This window comes from Hydrogenovibrio sp. JE_KL2 (genome assembly GCF_009296185.1).
Classification (GTDB): domain Bacteria; phylum Pseudomonadota; class Gammaproteobacteria; order Thiomicrospirales; family Thiomicrospiraceae; genus Hydrogenovibrio.
Genome location: NZ_WBJR01000004.1, coordinates 92,803 through 110,780, shown reverse-complemented (window position 1 = coordinate 110,780; position 17,978 = coordinate 92,803). Strand labels below are relative to the sequence as shown.

Sequence of the window (17,978 nt, the reverse complement as noted above, 5' to 3'; positions counted from 1 at the left end):
GACGGAAATCATAGAAGGTTGGTACCATTGAAGGGATTCTTCAAAACATACAGTTTGTTTGTGATGAAATGGCTTAGTCTGCTGTTGACACTGTTGTTTTCAGCGGCAATTCTTGCCAATCCTCAGGTACGAATCTACAACGACTCTATACATCTCTCGCCGGCGGATTCTTCAGAGAAACCATCTACATCCAGTGAAAGCGCTAATGCAGAGGGAAAGAAAGCGGGAGAAGCCTCAGGAGCTTTATCTGGTGATTTACCAAAGGAAAGCTCTGATAGTACAAAGCTTCCGTTAGATCTGCAAATCAAGCGTATAGATGCTGAAATACTTTTGCTAAAAGCCGAGTTGGCGAGAAAAAATGGCATTCCGTCTCATGTAAGAGCTTATCTGGACTCGCTTGGTGCTGTTGATAAAGCTGCGATTTCCCCCGAAATGCAGTTGCGCATTGAGAGTTTGCAGCAATATCTCCAGCAGACCGCTTCTACTTCCACTCAAGATAACAGTGATGCTTTGCCTTATAAGTTCGATGCACAAAACATCGCGGTATTATTGCCTCTGACGGGCGACTACAGTCAAATCGGTTTGGCTATTCAGAAAGGAATTCAGGAAGCCTTTCCGAACGCCGAGCTGAAGTTCTACGATACAGAGGTCTTCGACTCTATGTTGGAGCTGTGGAACCTGATGAAGCTGAGTCAGCCCACCTTTATTATCGGACCCTTAAGGCAGGGCAAGGCACAAGTACTCAATGATCTTGATACCAAAGTACCAACATTACTGCTGAATCAAATTGATAAGCCTAAGAGTTATGTTCGTTGTCTGAGTTTAAGCAGAGAAGGGTATGTTCCTGTTTTGGTAAAGCAATTGGTGGAACACCAATTTAAAGGAATTTCTGTGATTGTTGATTCTTCAAAGGCTTCTCAGGATTTGTTGCAGTCTTTTGAGACCGTTTGGGCGGATTATGCTGAGAAACATCCTGATACGACAAAAAGCTTTAGAGTTCACATTCAGCAAGTTGACCACAGCATGGACCAGGCTGTAGGGGACTTGGTTAATGCTAGCCAGTCGAATATCCGCAAAAACTGGCTGCAAACAGTTATTAAGCACAAGCTTCACTTCGATGAGCGTTCAAGACAGGATTTGGATGCCGTTGTTTCTTTTGTTTCCGCTCGTCAAGCGGTTCAGGTGTCGCCTTTACTTAACTTCTACCATTTAGGTACCGTTCAGCATTATTGGTTGCCAAGCAAACTGCCAGCAGTGAAAGACTTTAACAAAAGTATGTCGTATTGGCGTAATACCTATGCACTGCTACCGAAATATTTTGTCGATCAGGTTCGGGCTTATGCCAAGGGAGGTTTGGAAGATGATCAACAAGTTGGCATTTTTCATGCTTTTGGAAGCTTAGCGGCAAAAGTTGCTCAGTCGATAAATGACTCAAGCGTGAGAAGTTTGCCTTCTGAACTGGGTGAAGTGATGTTGGATGAGCATAGAGCTCCCACTATTTTGCCAGAAGAATTTTGGTTGAACAAAGGTAGCTTCTCTGTTGTTCAATTTCCATAATCAGAGAAGCAGCTATTTTTTTGGAATGCTAGAGGTTAGCAAGTGGCACAAATAAACAATACCGTTGATCCTAACGACTTGGACAGTATTGACGCTTTGCTTGACGAAGCAGAGTTGGAATCTATTGCGGAAGAGCCCAAGGCCGAGCCGGAAGCAGCACCTGCGACATCTGCTGTTGAGGGTGATGATTTGCCTGATGCAGAAGAAGTTCCAGAAGATTGGGCAGTGGATGAAACTACTGAAGAAGATCCAACTGCTGGATTACTTGATGAGTTGGATGAGGATATCGGTGCATCAGGTATTCAGGCAGAAGAGACTGCAACACCGGAGCCTGAGCCGGTAGCGGAACCTCCTGCGGCGCCACCGTCGCCAGAACCAGCTCCAGAACAGCCACCAGTCGATACGTTGAGTGCAATTCAAGGAAAAGATGCTTCGAGTGCGATGGAGCATAAAGCAGAAGATATTCTAGAGAAACGTGCGCAAGCTGCACAGGCTCAAAAGGCAAATAACGCAATTAAAGGCCCTGACATGGATGCGATAAAGAAATTAATTATTACCTTCAGTTCAATCATCATCTTTTTAGTAGTTGTGACGATAGGGGTTGGCATTTGGGCGGCACTATCGTCAGGAAACGAGTTAAGCAAAGACACCATGGATAAGATCAATGGTATTGAAGCGAACTCAATGCAATCGCTAATGCATACCAATGCATCGGAAAAAACACTGAAGACGCTTGATAAGAAGTTGGACGCGATTAGCTTCCAATTAGAACAGCTTAACGGTGATATCGCTAAGATTGAAGCAGGCGATTTACAAAAGACAGCTGATGCAAAAGATAGTCATGAAAAAGCGCAAGCTGCCGTTAAACCTGCTGAGCCTGTTGCTGCACCAGTTCAAGAAGTGAAGGTGGCTCCTGAGTTGGCAGCTAAGCTAGATCGCGTTGGCGCTCAGATGACAAGTGCGCAGAGACGTATCTACGAAATCAATCAGCGTGTGAAAAAATTGCAATCTGATTATAAGTTACTGCTGAAGAGTATTAAGTCCGTTGAGAAACAGTTGGTTTCGGAAAAAGTTGAAAAGGCGCCGGCTGTCGTTGGTAAAAAAGGTGTTACGACAGGTTCGCACAACCCGAATGTCCCGGGAGCGGTGAAACCTCATCAATCAGCGCCTACGCCGAATACCCCGGCTCATAGCAGCCCTTATCAATATCCACCAAGTGGCGGTTATAAGGATAATGACGCCTATACATACTAGGTTGGGAGAGAAGCATGAAATGGTCGTTCGGCACGGTTTTAGCTTTGGTGGTTCTGTTAGGTAGTGGGTGCAGCACAACAGCAACTTATCAAGTGCCTGATTATTATGAAACCAAGCTGGTTCCTTATCATTATCAGCCTGGTAATGTTAGGTCTATTGATGAGCTAAAAGCGAGTAAACGACTTGAAGACAAGAAAGCACAAGAGTTGTCCCAAGGTTGGATTACTCATAGAACATATAAAAAACAAACACTTTTTGAATAAAACGGAGAAAATGTCATGAAAAAACAAACTCTAATTATGTTTATTGGTTTGCTTGGTGCGGCATTACTTGCCGGCTGTTCAAGCCAGCCAACGGTCGAACCGTCGCAGCCTGCGATGGCACCGGTAGCGCCAGCAGTGGCGCAGGCTCCAATGCCAGCAAAAGCGGATGCGGTCACTCCAGATGATGCGGCTAAGGCGGATGATGTTGCTAAATCAGATGATAAAGCTCAAAATGATCAAATGAAGCAGGCACAGCCTAATCAACAACCTCAGCCACCGCGTCAGCCTCAGTTGATTAAAATCACAGGTACAGGGTTTGGTTCAGAAAGTTCTTATGAAGGTTATACGCCTGGTCAAAGACGCTTGATGGCAATCCGTGCTTCTAAGTTGGATGCTTACCGTTCACTTGCTGAACAGTTATATGGTGTGAAAATTGACAGTAACACGCAACTGTCTACTTTGACGGCAAGAAACGACAACTTCCGTGCGAGAGTGAATGCAATTGTCAAAGGCGCGCGTGTTGTTAGCGTGACCCCAATGCCAGACAATAACTATGAAACCATTTTGGAAGTGTATGTAGATCGTGGATTCTTCAACAACCACTTTGTTTACACCAATTGTCCAAATGGAAGCTGTAACCAAGAGCCCGTAGAAGCAAGTAACTTATGTGGTAATGGTTATAACTGCCAAACTGTTGACGGTCGATAATAGCGAATAACAACAAACTCAGGGAGATGGGTTACATGAAAAAACCAACCCTAATAGTCTTGTTGCTTGCTGGTCTAATGATTGTGCAGGGTGTTGCGGAAGCTGCGAGTATCAGTACTCGGGTCCGCATCCTTGAGAGCAAAACCTATAAACTAGGTAAAGAGATCAAGCAGCAAAAAAGTGAGAATGCTGCGCAATCAGAAAGGCTAGATCAAGGATTGCAGGAGATTCATCGACTTAAGAAAAAAGTTGAACAGTTTATGTCGGATGAATCAAAGCGTCAGCATAAAGCGGATAATCCTCAAAATAGCTATTCTTTTCCGTAGCAATTAAGAAACTGTTTTATTCAAAAAGTTACCGACTTAGGCGTATGTTTAAGTCGGTTTTTTTGTGTCTGAAGGTTGGGAATGAGAGATTTGGACGGCGGTATGTAGTTGTGTCTGGTTAGGCTGAGATTTTTTCTTTAACCAGTTGGATGCCGCATGATCATTGCTTCTTTCTATAGCTGAACGTTTGCCCGTTTGTGCTATGCCGCCTGTATTTGAAATTCCCTGTTTCTCCTTGCTGTTGCTGACCCAGAAGCGCCAGTAAGAAGTGAGATCAGTGTTCCAGAAGCGATCCGGGTTGGCTGAAACATAGTGTAAGAACTTGTCAAAGGACATGGCGGCAATTTCATGAGACAGCCCTTCGGAAATGGCATAGTCCAATAACTCTTGAGTGTCTTGTTGCAGTAATTGAGTGAGCTTCTTGTTCAAAAGCGTGTCTGTAGACTGAAATCTGAGTAGGTGTTTTTTTAAATTATTATCCAGCACGACACCTGTCGATGGCGCCTTGACAGGTTGGATTTCGATGCCGAATTGCGCTTGCAGTTGAGGGTGGTTGATGGCAAAGATACAATCCCCTTGCGGTGTTCTCTGAACCACGATCAGTTTTCTGGATTCCAAGCCTGCAAGGCATTGGTATAGGACTTCATCTGACCAGAATTTAAAGGTTTCAAGCAGTCTCTCAGTGCGTGTCGGCGTTTCGTCGTATTCTTCGAGCAGCCAGCCAATGAAAATGGCTTCGTTTAAGCCTATCTTTGCGGCAATGTTGGCGTCAAAATGTAACTTCATCAAAATTAAGCCGGCTGGTCTTGGTTGGCGTTCAACTTGGCGTCAAGACTCTTTGCTGCCTTAACGGCGGCATGGCTGATAGTGACCAGATTTTCCGGTGCTTGGAGCTGACTCAAGACTTCTTTTGCTCTTTCAGGATCGCCAATCAAAACAGGCGGTTGTTTTTTAGCGCCTTTGATTTTGGCATTTTGGGCATTGATAATACCTGTCAACTCAACTGGCGGTTGTAACTGTTGCGGAGTTGCATAAAGCGCACGATAAGCGTTTTTAAACTCATTCGCTTTGAACACCAGAGATTTTTCATCCGGGATGTCACACAGTGCAATCCAACCGCCCATTTTATGAATGATTTGGTGGATTAGCGGATCATGGAAAACCACATCTTGATAGCCACCTACACGGCGAATGGCGGTTTCCACTTCATTCCAAGCTCTTAGTGCATTGTCCTGCGTGCCGCCTTTACAGTTTTTGATGATGTCCGAGACTTTTGGCCACCATTTGCCATCTTCCGGGTGTTGCAGATGGGCGTTGAAAGCGGCTTGAACTTCATCAATCGAATAGTCTTTTAAACCATTCCAGTACATTTCAAATGTCAGGTCAGTTAGTTCTTTTTCATAATATGCAAATACCCACTTCAGGATTTGAGAGAACTTTTCCATATCTTGAACTTGCATAATGACCCAACCTGGCAGATTTTGTGTGTTTTTGAATGTTGAATTGTAAAAAATGTATTTTTTATTTTAGCAAAAAAAGACTTGGCGTTTGAAATGAGTGGCGCTCAGTCAATGTTTAATATTTTGTGTGTTTGCAGACTTAGCTTCCACTGGGGGTGGTGTAGGCAATAGTCAACGGCGGCACGCATGTTGTTTTCGGTTATTACCGGGTCTACATCCGCCATTGGTTGCAGATAAAAGTGCTTGAAGTCGAGGTTCTCGACATCTTCGGGTGACCTTTCTTGCTGTGGATACACCAGCTTCATTTCATCTCCACTGTCTTGAATGATAGGGGCATTGGCTTTCGGGCTGACGCATATCCAGTCTAGCCCTTCCGGCGCTTTGAGTGTGCCATTGGTTTCCACTGCGATTTCAACTTGTTGCGCATGGAAGGTGTCAATAAGGGCGGTGTCGACTTGTAGTAACGGTTCGCCACCTGTTAATACAACGAATGGGTGTACGTCAGTATTTGTCGGCCAGAGTTGTAGTAAGTGTTTTAAAAGCGTGTCAGCATCTTTGAAGCGCCCGCCATTTTGACCATCTTCGCCAATAAAGTCGGTGTCACAGAATTTGCACACGGCAGTTTCGCGATCAGCTTCTTTTCCAGTCCATAAGTTGCAATGACTGAATCGACAAAAAATAGCCGGTCTTCCTGTGTGAAAACCTTCACCTTGTAAAGAGTAAAATGCTTCTTTAATTCTGTAGTTCATAAGGTCTCAAACTCTTGTGTTTTACGCGGTGATTTTTGTTCTTAGCCTAGGTGTAAAGTGCTATAATTTGACACTATTTTTTTAAATTATTTCGTAGGGCGAGATTATAACAATGTCTAGTGAGCCGATGGGAAAGACTTTATACGATAAATTATGGGATAGTCATGTTGTTCGTCAGGAAGAGGACGGCACAGCGTTAATTTATATCGATCGACAACTTCTGCATGAAGTAACGTCACCGCAGGCGTTTGAAGGGCTGAAGATCTCGGGGCGCAAGCCATGGCGTATTGATGCCAATGTGGCAACACCTGACCATAATGTTCCAACGACGGCTTATACCTCTGCGGAAGATATTGAAGATCCTATTTCTCGTATTCAAGTTCAAACTCTGGACGCTAACACGAAATATTTTGGAATCACGGAATTTGGTATTGGTGATGTTCGTCAGGGGATCGTTCATGTTGTCGGTCCTGAAGAAGGGGTGACGTTGCCGGGTATGACGTTGGTTTGTGGGGATTCCCATACTGCAACGCATGGTGCATTAGGTGCGTTGGCACATGGTGTCGGTACTTCGGAGGTTGAGCATGTTTTGGCAACACAGTGTTTGTTGCAGAAAAAAATGAAAAACATGTTGGTGAAAGTAGATGGTCGACTTCGCCCAGGCGTGACGCCAAAGGATGTTATTTTGGCGATTATCGGCAAAATCGGAACTGCCGGTGGTAACGGACACGCGATTGAGTTCGGTGGTCAGGTCTTTAAAGATATGACTGTTGAAGGACGTATGACGGTCTGTAATATGGCGATTGAAGCTGGTGCTCGCGTTGGTTTGGTTGCGGTTGACGATAAAACGATTGAGTATGTCAAAGGTCGTCCTTATGCGCCAAAATCTGAAGATTGGGATAAAGCTGTTGCCGCCTGGTCAGATTTGCATTCTGATGCCGATGCCGTATTTGACACGGTTGTGGAAATGAACGGTGCTGAAATTGAACCCCAGGTTTCTTGGGGAACTTCTCCTGAAATGGTGACGGATGTAAACGGCAAAGTGCCTAACCCTGATGCCGAGGCTGATCCAGTGAAAGCGGGCGGTATTCGTCGTGCGCTTGAGTATATGGGGTTGGATGCGGGCATGAGTATTACTGATATTCCAGTCGATTATGTATTTATTGGTTCTTGTACCAACTCTCGTATAGAAGATATTCGTGCGGCAGCTAAGGTGTTGAAGGGGCGCAAGGTCGCTGCTAGTGTTGAACAGGCATTGATCGTTCCAGGTTCCGGCTTGGTCAAGAAGCAAGCTGAAGAAGAAGGGTTGGATAAAATTTTCATTGAAGCTGGTTTTGAGTGGAGAAACCCAGGCTGTTCAATGTGTTTGGCGATGAATGCGGATAGATTGCCTTCTGGTAAGCACTGCGCCTCTACTTCAAACAGAAACTTTGAAGGTAGACAAGGTGCAGGTGGACGCACACATTTGGTTAGCCCTGAAATGGCGGCTGCCGCTGCAGTGGTGGGACATTTTGTCGATGTGAGAACCATGTTGGAAGTGGGAGTTTAATGATGGATAAATTTACTGAATTAACGGCAGTTGTTGCTCCAATGGATCGCGCGAACGTCGATACCGATGCGATTATTCCAAAACAGTTTTTGAAATCGATTAAGCGTACCGGTTTTGGTCCGAATCTTTTTGATGAGTGGCGCTATGAAGATGTGGGTGAGCCCGGTATGGATAACACCAATCGACCATTGAGAAAAGATTTTGTTTTGAATCAGCCAAGATATCAAGGTGCGAAAATATTGCTGGCACGTGAAAACTTCGGTTGCGGTTCAAGCCGTGAGCATGCACCTTGGGCGTTGAAAGATTATGGTTTTGATGTTGTTATTGCGCCAAGTTTTGCGGATATCTTCTTTAATAACTGTTTCAAAAATGGTATTTTGCCGATAGTTTTGGATGAAGTAATCGTTGATAAGCTGTTTCAGGAAACCTATGCGGAAGAAGGGTATCAGTTGACGGTGGACTTGGTTGCTAAAAAAATCATTCGTCCAAATGGTGAGCAAATTGCATTCGATGTTGATGAATTCCGTCGCCACTGCTTGCTGAATGGCTTGGATGATATTGGTCTGACGCTACAACACCAAAGTGAAATTGAGGCATTTGAACAAAACTATAAAGTAAAGAACCCATGGTTGTTTAACTAATTAAAAATAAAAGTATTAAGAGAAAAAAATGACTAAAGAAGTATTGATTTTGCCAGGTGATGGTATTGGTCCTGAGATTACTGCAGAAGCTGTTAAGGTATTGGAAGCGCTAAAACAATCTGATGGTCTGGATATTGCCATGACGGAAGATTTGGTTGGTGGTGCCGCGTATGACGTGCACGGTGTGCCTTTAGCAGATGAGACAATGGTAAAGGCAAAAGCTGCGGATGCGGTGCTTCTGGGAGCTGTCGGTGGCTATAAGTGGGAGTCGTTGGATATCTCTGTTCGTCCTGAAAAAGGCTTGCTTCGTTTGCGTTCTGAGATGGAGTTGTTTGCGAATTTACGTCCTGCTTACTTATTTAAACAGCTGGCGGATGCTTCAACATTGAAGCCTGAAATTGTTGCTGGATTGGATATTTTGATTGTCCGTGAATTGACGGGGGGGATCTATTTCGGTCAACCACGCGGCGTCAGAACACTTGAAAATGGTGAAAGACAAGGGTTCAATACTTATGTCTATTCTGAGTCAGAAATCAAACGCATCGCTCATGTTGCTTTCCAAGCGGCAATGAAGCGTAATAAGAAGCTGACTTCAGTTGATAAGGCAAACGTGTTGGAAGTCACCGAGTTGTGGCGTGAAGTGATTGATGAAGTCGCTAAAGAGTATCCAGAAGTCACTGTAAACCATATGTATGTTGATAACGCGGCTATGCAGTTGGTACTTAACCCGAAACAGTTTGATGTTATGGTAACGGGCAACATGTTTGGAGACATCTTGTCGGATGAAGCGTCCATGTTGACAGGCTCAATTGGTATGTTGGCATCGGCATCACTTGATGCGAATAATAAGGGAATGTATGAGCCAAGTCATGGTTCTGCACCGGATATCGCCGGACAAAATATTGCGAACCCTTTGGCGACAATTTTGTCAGCAGCTATGATGTTGCGTTATAGTTTAGGTCGTGAAGACTTGGCAGTGAAAATTGAAAATGCTGTGAGTGCAGTGTTGGATCAAGGTCTGCGAACGGGTGATATTTGGTCGGAAGGGATGACCAAAGTCTCTACATCTCAAATGGGAGATGCAGTTGTAGCAGCACTGTAAGTTTTAAGTCTTCGGCTATTTAAGGCCTATTCAGGAGGACTTTGATGTTCGGATATAAGAAAAAGTTAAGGAACGTTCAAGGATGAAGGATCAGTTTACAATAACGATAAGTGATGTTCATGGTTCCCGTAATTTTTCTTTTAATCAGTTAGTCAGAAAATTTGCACTCTTTTTTATTCTGTTTATTTTTGTGCTATTGGCTGGCGGTGCGGGCGTTATTTGGTGGTTAAACCAAGAGACCGTTAAGATCGAACATAGAAGGATTCAAGCACAAGACAAATACTTGTCGATGCTGGAAAAAAACAAGCAGGACTATGCTTTGTTAAAGTCTGAAAAGCATCGTCTACAAGGAGATTTAGATAACAAGTCCAAACAAATCCAATTTTTAGACCAAACCTTGCAGGGGTTGGAGGATTTGATTGGCGTTAAGCCTGATGAAGAATTGCCTGTTCAGGATCGCGTTAAGATTGTTCAGTTAACCACTCTGGAAAAGCAAATCATGCTGGAAGATATTCCGAATGGGCGTCCTGTGGGTAAATTTCAAGGCGTTTCTAGTTCATTTGGATGGCGGATTCACCCAGTTACCGGGCAAAGAGAGTTTCACCGAGGAATCGATTACAGGGGGAAAATTGGTGATCCTGTAGTCGCGACAGCAAATGGGACGGTTGAATATGCCGGTTACCATAAGAAAAGTGGTTATGGCAACCTAATCATATTGGATCATAAGGACGGTTTTAGAACGCTTTATGGGCATATGAGTAAGTTGCTGGTGAAAACAGGTGAGTATGTTCACAAAGGTGAGCGTATTGGAGAAATCGGTTCAACGGGATTGTCTTCTGGGCCACATCTTCATTACGAGGTTTCATTTGTGCAAAGAAAGCTTAATCCGGCGCCTTTTGTTGATTGGAGGCTACAAAACTATGATCTTATATTTACACGTGTGAAGGGAGTACCATGGGGATCTTTAAGTCAGGCGGTGCAAAAACGCGTACAGGAAGTGGAAAAACAATTATCGCTACGGGATGTAAAATAAGCGGCGAAATCAAAGATCTTGATGGGCCTTTACATATAGATGGTCGTGTTGATGGTATTGTTGAAACGGAATACGATGTTTCTATTGGTGATAAAGGCATTCTCAAGGGCCTAATCAAAGCAAAAAACGTTGTAGTAAGCGGTGTTTTGGAAGGCAAAGTTGCTTGTGAATCCATAGATATCCTGTCGACAGGTAAACTTCTTGGAGAAGTGATTTGTGGTGAGTTGATGATTGAAGCCGGTGGAAAGTTCATCGGGGAAAGTCGTGAACTGACAGAGGGTGGATTAATTGTGAGTTTTCCCGAAGCCGAAAGAATGCGTTTGGCGAACCAACTTGCCAGTCAGTTTGCAAGTAGTGGTGAAAAGTTGACGGGAAACACTCAAACAGAAGTAAAAATTGAAGAAAAAGTCAGCAAAGCGAATGCTGAAAAAGATAACGTTTAGTTTTAATCTCTAACAACAAAAGTTAAAGGCTATTAAGAGAACTTACATGACAAAAAAATATGACATTGCTGTCGTTGGCGCTACTGGCGCAGTAGGAGAAACCATTTTAAAAGTACTGGAAGAAAGAGATTTTCCGGTAGGTAAACTTTACCCACTAGCAAGTAGCCGTTCGGCAGGTAAAAAACTTGAGTTTCGCGGTGGCTGGGTAGAAATTGAAGATTTGGCTACGTTTGACTTTTCTAAGGTTCAAATCGGCCTGTTTTCACCAGGGGCATCTATTTCACGAGAGTATGCACCTAAAGCTGCGGCAGCTGGGTGTGTTGTTGTCGACAACACCTCTGAGTTCCGTTATGTCGATGATATCCCGCTGGTTGTCCCAGAGGTGAATCCCCAAGCGGTCGCTGGCTATACAAAACACGGAATCATCGCCAACCCAAACTGCTCAACCATTCAAATGTTGGTGGCACTAAAGCCAATTTATGATGCAGTGGGTATTGAGCGTATTAACGTGGCAACCTATCAGGCGGTGTCAGGTTCAGGTAAAGAAGCGATTGAAGAGCTTGCGACACAAACGGCAAACTTGTTGAACTTGAAGCCTGTTGAAACGAATGTTTATCCTAAACAGATTGCGTTTAACTGCATTCCGCAAATTGATGTGTTCCAAGACAATGGCTACACCAAAGAAGAAATGAAAATGGTGTGGGAAACCAAAAAGATCATGGGCGACGACTCGATTTTGGTTAACCCGACAGCGGTTCGTGTGCCAGTATTTTATGGTCACAGTGAAGCGGTTCATATCGAAACCAAAGAAAAAATAACGGCAGAAAAAGCCAAAGAAATTCTTGGTAAGGCGGACGGTATAGTCTTGATTGATGAGCATGTCGATGGCGGTTACCCAACTGCGGTAACAGATGCAGCCGATACTAACCCTGTTTATGTTGGGCGTGTTCGTGAAGACATCTCTTGCGAGAAAGGTTTGAACTTATGGGTAGTTGCAGATAATGTGCGTAAAGGCGCTGCAACAAACACCGTTCAAATCGCAGAGTTGCTGATTAAAGATTACCTATAACTTGAATGCGAATCGCTTTAGGGATTGAATATCAAGGCGGTGCCTATTGCGGTTGGCAGTATCAAGATCATTGCGACTCGGTACAAAAACATTTGCAGTCCGCTTTAAGCTTTATCGCAGACGAACCTATTGAAGTTCATTGCGCAGGCAGAACAGATACGGGGGTTCATGCGATAGGGCAGGTGGTGCATTTCGAGACAAAATCTACCAGGTTGGGGCGTGCATGGGTTCAAGGTACCAATACCAAGTTGCCTTATGACATTCGCGTTGCTTGGGCTCGTACTGTTTCGGATGACTTTCATGCCCGCTTTAGCGCCGTGGCAAGACAATATCGTTATGTCATCTTTAATCGTCCAGTCCATTCAGCAGTCTTGTCCGGTCGAGTGACCTGGGAAAGGCAGTCATTGGATGAGATGGCTATGCACAGAGCTGCTCAAACATTAGTTGGAGAGTATGATTTTTCTTCATTTCGAGCCGCGGGCTGTCAGGCAAATCATGCCATTCGAGAGGTGCAGTCTGTCCAAGTAAGTCGGCATGATGATTTTGTTTTTGTCGATATTCAAGCGAATGCGTTTTTGCACCATATGGTACGTAATATTGTAGGCACCTTGCTGGAAGTGGGTCGAGGTGAGAAGCCGGAAGAATGGTTGAAAACCTTGCTTGATAAACAAGATCGGACACAAGCTGGCATCACTGCTCCCGCTGAGGGGTTATATTTTGTCAATGCGATTTACCCAGAAAAGTTTGATATGCCAAAGACAGAACTCGATGCAGTGCTCTGGCAAGGATAAGGTTTTATGAAAGAGCTGATGCGAACAAGGGTCAAAATATGTGGTATCACCAACGGTGAAGACGCCAAGGTTGCGGTTGCAAATGGTGCCGATGCGATAGGTTTGGTGTTCTACCGCAAAAGCCCTCGTTATGTGACACTTGAACAAGCTAGGCATATTGTTGAGGTTGTTCCCGCATTTGTCGCTATCACAGCGCTTTTTGTTGACCCGACAGTTGAGGAAGTTGAAGAAGTTATCTCTGCAACCAAGGTTGATTTGCTGCAGTTTCATGGCGAAGAGGCAGAAGCATTTTGTAGTGGGTTTTCTCGCCCCTATATTAAAGCGGTGAGAATGAAGCATGACTCTAATTTGTCTACTTTGGCCAAAGAATATGCAACCGCAAAAGGGATGCTTTTGGATACGTATGTCAAAGGTATTCCAGGTGGTACAGGCGAAGCTTTTAATTGGGATTGGGTGTCCAAAGACAAGCAAACCAGTTTGAACATGCCTGTTATTTTGGCAGGTGGATTACACGCCGGGAATGTTGAGCGGGCAATTGAGATTGTCGAGCCTTGGGCTGTTGATGTGAGTGGTGGCGTCGAGTTGATGCCCGGTAAGAAGTCAGAAACGAAAATTGAGCAGTTTATTAAAGCTGTAAATGAAAAAGTCAGGAGATAAGATGGCAATCGATTTTTCTCAGTTTCCAGATAAGCATGGCCATTTCGGTGTTTATGGTGGTATTTTTGCCCCTGAAACACTGATGGCTGCTTTGGAAGAACTGAATCAGCAATATGAGTCGGTCAAAAATGATCCAGTATTTTTGGATGAATTGACAAAGGATTTCCAAGATTATGTTGGGCGTCCAAGTGCACTTTATTATGCTGAGCGTTGGTCAGAAGCACTGGGCGGCGCCAAAATCTATCTCAAACGCGAAGACTTGAATCATACTGGCGCGCACAAGATCAATAACACGATCGGCCAGGCTCTATTGGCAAAACGCCTAGGAAAAACTCGTATTATCGCTGAAACAGGCGCAGGCCAGCATGGTGTGGCAAGTGCGACCGTTGCAGCTAGATTGGGGCTTGAGTGTGTTGTGTATATGGGAGCCGACGATGTGGTTCGTCAGGCACCAAACGTTACGCGTATGAAAATGCTGGGCGCGCAAGTGGTTGCAGTGGAGTCAGGTACACGTACCTTGAAAGACGCATTGAATGAAGCCATGCGTGACTGGGTAACGAATGTCGACAATACCTTTTACATTATTGGAACTGTTGCCGGTCCGCACCCTTATCCTGCGATGGTTAGAGACTTTCAAGCGATTATTGGTCGTGAAGCGAAGCAACAAATTCTGCAAAAAGAAGGGCGCCTTCCTGATGCGTTGGTTGCCTGTGTAGGAGGTGGGTCAAACGCGATTGGTCTATTCCATGAATTCCTGGGTGACGAATCAGTCAAAATCTTTGGGGTTGAGCCAGCGGGTGATGGTCTAGAAACAGGCCGTCATGCAGCGTCTTTGTGTAAAGGTAAACCCGGCGTATTGCACGGTAACCGTACCTATTTACTAGAAGATGAGAATGGTCAAATCATGGGAACGCATTCCATTTCTGCAGGGCTCGATTATCCGGGTGTTGGGCCTGAGCATGCGTGGCTGAAAGATATCGGTCGTGTAGATTATGTGGCGGTTGATGATCAAGAAGCTCTGCAGGGCTTTAGAGATTTAACTCGTTATGAAGGTATTTTGCCTGCGTTAGAGTCCAGTCATGCGTTAGCCTATGTGACAAAATTAGCGCCCACCATGTCTAAAGATCAAATTATTATTGTGAATTTATCCGGTCGTGGTGATAAAGACATGAACACCATTGCAAAAATCGAAGGGTTTGAGTTTTAAGTTATGAGCAGAATTAAAAGTTTATTAACGAACCTGCAATCCCAGGGAAAAACCGCTTTGATACCTTATATCACCGCAGGTGACCCTAACCCAGGCATGACCGTGGAATTGATGCACGCGTTGGTTGAAGAGGGTGCGGATATTTTGGAATTAGGGGTTCCTTTTTCGGATCCGATGGCGGATGGTCCTGTTATCCAAAAAGCTGTTGAACGTGCGTTAGAGCATAACGTCAGCTTGAGGGATGTGCTGCAAATGGTGGCGCAGTTCAGACAGAAAGATGATAAAACCCCGATTATTTTGATGGGGTATTTGAACCCTATCGAGGCGATGGGTTATCAGGTATTTGCTGATGAAGCAAAGTCGGTTGGTGTGGATGCTGTATTGACTGTGGATATGCCGCCGGAGGAAACTTCAGGTTATTTGACTGTGATGCAGTCTGCTGGCTTGGATCGAATCTTTTTAGTCTCTCCAACGACACCTGACTCCCGTTTACAAGCTGTCAACGAACAAGGTAGTGGATTTGTTTACTATGTTTCCTTGAAAGGTGTGACAGGATCGAGCGCGCTAAATACTGAGGAAGTCACCCAACAAGTTAATCATCTAAAAACGATTATGAAATTGCCTGTTGGGATTGGTTTCGGTATTCGCAATGGCGATATGGCATATGAGATGGCAAAAGTGGGGGATGCAATCATTGTAGGTTCAGCTTTGGTTTCATTGATTGAACAAAATGCATCAGCGGATCAAGCGGTCATCATGGACGCTATTTCAGAAAAAATGTGTGAGTTTAGACGTGGGATTGATCAGGCGGATGCTGAAAAGGTTTGATGCTGTTGTATTAAGTTCGAGGTGTATTCTCGAAGTTAATGTCTGTATAATGCGCGCATAAAATAATGCATCCCCCTAAGCTTTCTTTAAAGCATTTGGAGTAAAGAATGAGTTGGTTTGAAAAGATTTTGCCAAGTATTAAACAAGTGGCAGAGCGCAAGAAGAACGTTCCTGAAGGCTTGTGGACGAAGTGTCCTAAATGTGAAAGTACACTATACCGCGCTGAAGTGAAGCGTAACCAAGAGGTTTGCCCTAAGTGTGATCATCACATGCGTTTAGGTGGACGTGAGCGCTTAGAAGCCTTCTTCGATGAGGGGACTGGCGTTGAAATTTCGGCAAATGTTTCTCCTGTTGATGCGTTGAAATTTAAGGATTTGAAAACCTATAAATCACGTTTGGCTCAGGCTCAAAAAACTACAGGTGAAAAAGATACCTTTATCACCATGAGCGGCAAAATCGAAGGGTTGGATGTGGTTGCAGGTGCATTTGACTTCCGCTTTATGGGAGGGTCTATGGGCTCTGTTATGGGTGAGAAATTTGTTCGCGCTGTAGGTTTCGCGATTGAGCATCAGATGCCGTTGATTGTATTTTCAGCTTCTGGTGGTGCGCGTATGCAAGAAGCATTATTCTCTCTTATGCAAATGGCAAAAACCAGTGCGGCTCTAGGGCGTTTACGTGCTAAGGGGCTACCATTTATTTCTGTGTTGACGGATCCAACCATGGGCGGTGTATCTGCCAGCTTTGCCATGTTGGGTGACTTGAATGTCGCTGAACCTAAGGCATTGATTGGTTTTGCTGGCCCACGCGTTATTGAACAAACCGTTCGTGAGAAATTGCCTGAAGGCTTCCAGCGTTCGGAGTTCTTGCTAGAGCATGGTGCAATTGATCGAATCATTCATAGACACCAGCTTTCTAAAGAACTGGCCAGTGTTTGTCGTATGCTTTTAAAAAAGCCTGCGTAACCAAGCATTCTAAGCAAGAACGTAGGTGATGGACTCAGCTGACAACCCCGGTATTTCAGGTTCTTTAGCAGAATGGTTAGACTGGTTGTTGGCACTTCATGCCCAAGAAATTGATCTTGGGTTAGAGCGTATCTCGCAAGTTGCCCATAAATTGGGAGTATTGCAAGATACGCCTTATGTTATTTCTGTTGCTGGGACAAACGGAAAAGGTTCCAGTGTTGCTATGTTGAGCGCAATTTATAAGGCCGAAGGTTACCGTGTCGGAACTTATACCTCTCCTCATATTTTGACGTTCAACGAACGTATCCAAATTGATCTTAATCCCGTCTCTGATAAAGACATTGTCTCTGCGTTCGTTGCAATAGAAGAAGCTAGGGGCGATGTAAAGCTTACATACTTTGAGTTTGCTACACTTGCTGCCTGGATTATTTTTAAAAAAGCCGAATTGGATGTCTGGATTTTAGAAGTCGGCTTGGGCGGTAGGCTGGATGCTGTGAATGCGTTGGATGCAGATATTGCATTAGTCACGGCAATTGATGTTGACCACTCAGACTGGCTTGGTAATGATCGTAATCTGATCGCGCTAGAAAAAGCGGGCATTATGCGAGAGAGGCATTTTGCGGTTTGCTCTGATAATAATATCCCGCAGACACTATTTGATTATGTAAAAGAGCATCATATTGAGTTGCTGTGCTTGAATCGAGATTTTGATTATTTGATGAAGGCATGTAACAGTGATTTATCAGACTATGGTTGCCCCCCAACCTGGCAGTTTTTAGCTAAGTCAGAGCATAAGCTAGCAAGTCTGGATAATCTGCCATTTCCAGCATTGCAAGGTGAGTTTCAATTACAGAATGCCTCAGGGGTTCTTGCGATTATTCAATTAAGTCAATCGAAACTACCTGTAGAGGGTGCTGCAATTCGTCAAGGGCTGGCACATGTAACGCACCCTGGACGATTGCAGTCTTTGGTAGTGGGTAATCAGAACTGGTTGTTGGATGTGGCGCACAACCCTCAGTCGGCAAAAGTATTGGCGAATTTTTTAGCACAATCTGACTTTAAGGGGGATGCTGTCTTTTCAGTTTTGAAAGACAAGGATTATTCGGAGATGATTCGTCAAATGATACCTTTTACGAATCGTTGGTATATTGCGGACTTGGATGTACCAAGAGCCACTTCTGTCTCACAATTAAAACAGACGCTAACAGATGTGGGGGTTGAACCGTCATTAATTGTCATGACTGATGATATACTTTCCGCTACTCGTAAAGCCTATGAAGATAATCAAGCTAACGAAGGCGTGGATGTTTTGTGTTGGGGTTCTTTTTATACTGTTTCTCAATGTCTGACGGCATTGAAAGCCTTGTAAAACGAAGAGA

Annotated in this window: 20 protein-coding genes; 17 read left to right on the top strand and 3 right to left on the bottom strand. The window is 44.4% G+C overall.

Annotated elements, in window-relative coordinates; translation table 11 throughout:
- Nucleotides 1-63 precede the first annotated feature (63 nt).
- The 5 genes from F8R13_RS08300 to F8R13_RS08280 are packed head-to-tail and all read left to right on the top strand — an operon-like array spanning nucleotide 64 to nucleotide 4,108.
- The gene (locus tag F8R13_RS08300) at nucleotides 64-1,557 is read left to right on the top strand and encodes a penicillin-binding protein activator (protein ID WP_152833515.1); all 1,494 of its coding nucleotides are present in this window, start codon (nucleotides 64-66) and stop codon (nucleotides 1,555-1,557) included.
- 42 nt (nucleotides 1,558-1,599) lie between these two features.
- Nucleotides 1,600-2,811 (top strand): hypothetical protein, encoded by a 1,212-nt coding sequence (locus F8R13_RS08295; protein WP_152833513.1) that lies wholly within the window; start codon nucleotides 1,600-1,602, stop codon nucleotides 2,809-2,811.
- Between the two features lie 14 nt (nucleotides 2,812-2,825).
- The gene (locus tag F8R13_RS08290; RefSeq protein WP_152833511.1) at nucleotides 2,826-3,074 is read left to right on the top strand and encodes a hypothetical protein; all 249 of its coding nucleotides are present in this window, start codon (nucleotides 2,826-2,828) and stop codon (nucleotides 3,072-3,074) included.
- Between the two features lie 15 nt (nucleotides 3,075-3,089).
- Entirely contained in the window at nucleotides 3,090-3,782 is a 693-nt protein-coding gene (locus tag F8R13_RS08285) for an LPP20 family lipoprotein (RefSeq protein WP_253806403.1), read from the top strand.
- Between the two features lie 35 nt (nucleotides 3,783-3,817).
- Nucleotides 3,818-4,108 carry a hypothetical protein gene (locus F8R13_RS08280; protein WP_152833509.1) on the top strand — a complete coding sequence of 97 codons (291 nt, stop codon included), beginning with the start codon at nucleotides 3,818-3,820 and terminating at the stop codon, nucleotides 4,106-4,108.
- A gap of 48 nt (nucleotides 4,109-4,156) precedes the next feature.
- Here the strand turns inward: F8R13_RS08280 and F8R13_RS08275 are convergent, their stop codons facing one another.
- The 3 genes from F8R13_RS08275 to queE all read right to left on the bottom strand — a co-directional run bounded on the left by F8R13_RS08275 (nucleotide 4,157) and on the right by queE (nucleotide 6,317).
- A complete protein-coding gene (locus F8R13_RS08275; RefSeq protein ID WP_152833507.1) occupies nucleotides 4,157-4,894 on the bottom strand; it encodes a hypothetical protein in 738 nt (245 codons plus the stop codon).
- Between the two features lie 5 nt (nucleotides 4,895-4,899).
- Entirely contained in the window at nucleotides 4,900-5,568 is a 669-nt protein-coding gene (locus F8R13_RS08270) for a DUF6475 domain-containing protein (protein ID WP_253806402.1), read from the bottom strand.
- Between the two features lie 104 nt (nucleotides 5,569-5,672).
- Nucleotides 5,673-6,317: a 7-carboxy-7-deazaguanine synthase gene (gene queE, locus F8R13_RS08265; RefSeq protein WP_152833505.1), complete on the bottom strand. Its 645-nt coding sequence runs from the start codon at nucleotides 6,315-6,317 to the stop codon at nucleotides 5,673-5,675.
- 127 nt (nucleotides 6,318-6,444) lie between these two features.
- Between queE and leuC the strand changes: the two genes are divergently transcribed.
- The 12 genes from leuC (at nucleotide 6,445) to folC (ending at nucleotide 17,968) form a co-directional block, all read left to right on the top strand.
- The gene (leuC, locus tag F8R13_RS08260) at nucleotides 6,445-7,866 is read left to right on the top strand and encodes a 3-isopropylmalate dehydratase large subunit (RefSeq protein WP_216642614.1); all 1,422 of its coding nucleotides are present in this window, start codon (nucleotides 6,445-6,447) and stop codon (nucleotides 7,864-7,866) included.
- A gap of 2 nt (nucleotides 7,867-7,868) precedes the next feature.
- A complete protein-coding gene (gene leuD / locus F8R13_RS08255) occupies nucleotides 7,869-8,507 on the top strand; it encodes a 3-isopropylmalate dehydratase small subunit (protein ID WP_152833790.1) in 639 nt (212 codons plus the stop codon).
- 28 nt (nucleotides 8,508-8,535) lie between these two features.
- Complete coding sequence (gene leuB, locus F8R13_RS08250) at nucleotides 8,536-9,609, top strand: 3-isopropylmalate dehydrogenase (protein ID WP_152833501.1); 1,074 nt, start codon at nucleotides 8,536-8,538, stop codon at nucleotides 9,607-9,609.
- Between the two features lie 82 nt (nucleotides 9,610-9,691).
- On the top strand, nucleotides 9,692-10,642 hold the full coding sequence (locus tag F8R13_RS08245) for a M23 family metallopeptidase (protein ID WP_152833499.1): 951 nt from the start codon (nucleotides 9,692-9,694) through the stop codon (nucleotides 10,640-10,642).
- Nucleotides 10,564-11,085 (top strand): polymer-forming cytoskeletal protein, encoded by a 522-nt coding sequence (locus F8R13_RS08240; RefSeq protein ID WP_152833497.1) that lies wholly within the window; start codon nucleotides 10,564-10,566, stop codon nucleotides 11,083-11,085. Before F8R13_RS08245 ends, F8R13_RS08240 begins: the two co-directional genes overlap by 79 nt.
- 46 nt (nucleotides 11,086-11,131) lie before the next feature.
- Nucleotides 11,132-12,154 (top strand): aspartate-semialdehyde dehydrogenase, encoded by a 1,023-nt coding sequence (locus F8R13_RS08235; protein ID WP_152833495.1) that lies wholly within the window; start codon nucleotides 11,132-11,134, stop codon nucleotides 12,152-12,154.
- A gap of 5 nt (nucleotides 12,155-12,159) precedes the next feature.
- A complete protein-coding gene (gene truA / locus F8R13_RS08230) occupies nucleotides 12,160-12,945 on the top strand; it encodes a tRNA pseudouridine(38-40) synthase TruA (protein WP_152833494.1) in 786 nt (261 codons plus the stop codon).
- Nucleotides 12,946-12,951: 6 nt separating this feature from the next.
- Nucleotides 12,952-13,602, top strand: a complete 651-nt coding sequence (locus F8R13_RS08225; protein ID WP_253806401.1) for a phosphoribosylanthranilate isomerase — start codon at nucleotides 12,952-12,954, stop codon at nucleotides 13,600-13,602.
- A gap of 1 nt (nucleotide 13,603) precedes the next feature.
- Nucleotides 13,604-14,809: a tryptophan synthase subunit beta gene (gene trpB / locus F8R13_RS08220; RefSeq protein ID WP_216642613.1), complete on the top strand. Its 1,206-nt coding sequence runs from the start codon at nucleotides 13,604-13,606 to the stop codon at nucleotides 14,807-14,809.
- 3 nt (nucleotides 14,810-14,812) lie between these two features.
- Nucleotides 14,813-15,637, top strand: coding sequence for a tryptophan synthase subunit alpha (trpA, locus tag F8R13_RS08215; RefSeq protein WP_152833492.1), 825 nt, complete (start codon nucleotides 14,813-14,815; stop codon nucleotides 15,635-15,637).
- Between the two features lie 107 nt (nucleotides 15,638-15,744).
- Nucleotides 15,745-16,599, top strand: coding sequence for an acetyl-CoA carboxylase, carboxyltransferase subunit beta (gene accD / locus F8R13_RS08210; protein ID WP_152833491.1), 855 nt, complete (start codon nucleotides 15,745-15,747; stop codon nucleotides 16,597-16,599).
- 28 nt (nucleotides 16,600-16,627) lie between these two features.
- Nucleotides 16,628-17,968, top strand: coding sequence for a bifunctional tetrahydrofolate synthase/dihydrofolate synthase (folC, locus tag F8R13_RS08205; protein WP_152833786.1), 1,341 nt, complete (start codon nucleotides 16,628-16,630; stop codon nucleotides 17,966-17,968).
- Nucleotides 17,969-17,978: the final 10 nt, after the last annotated feature.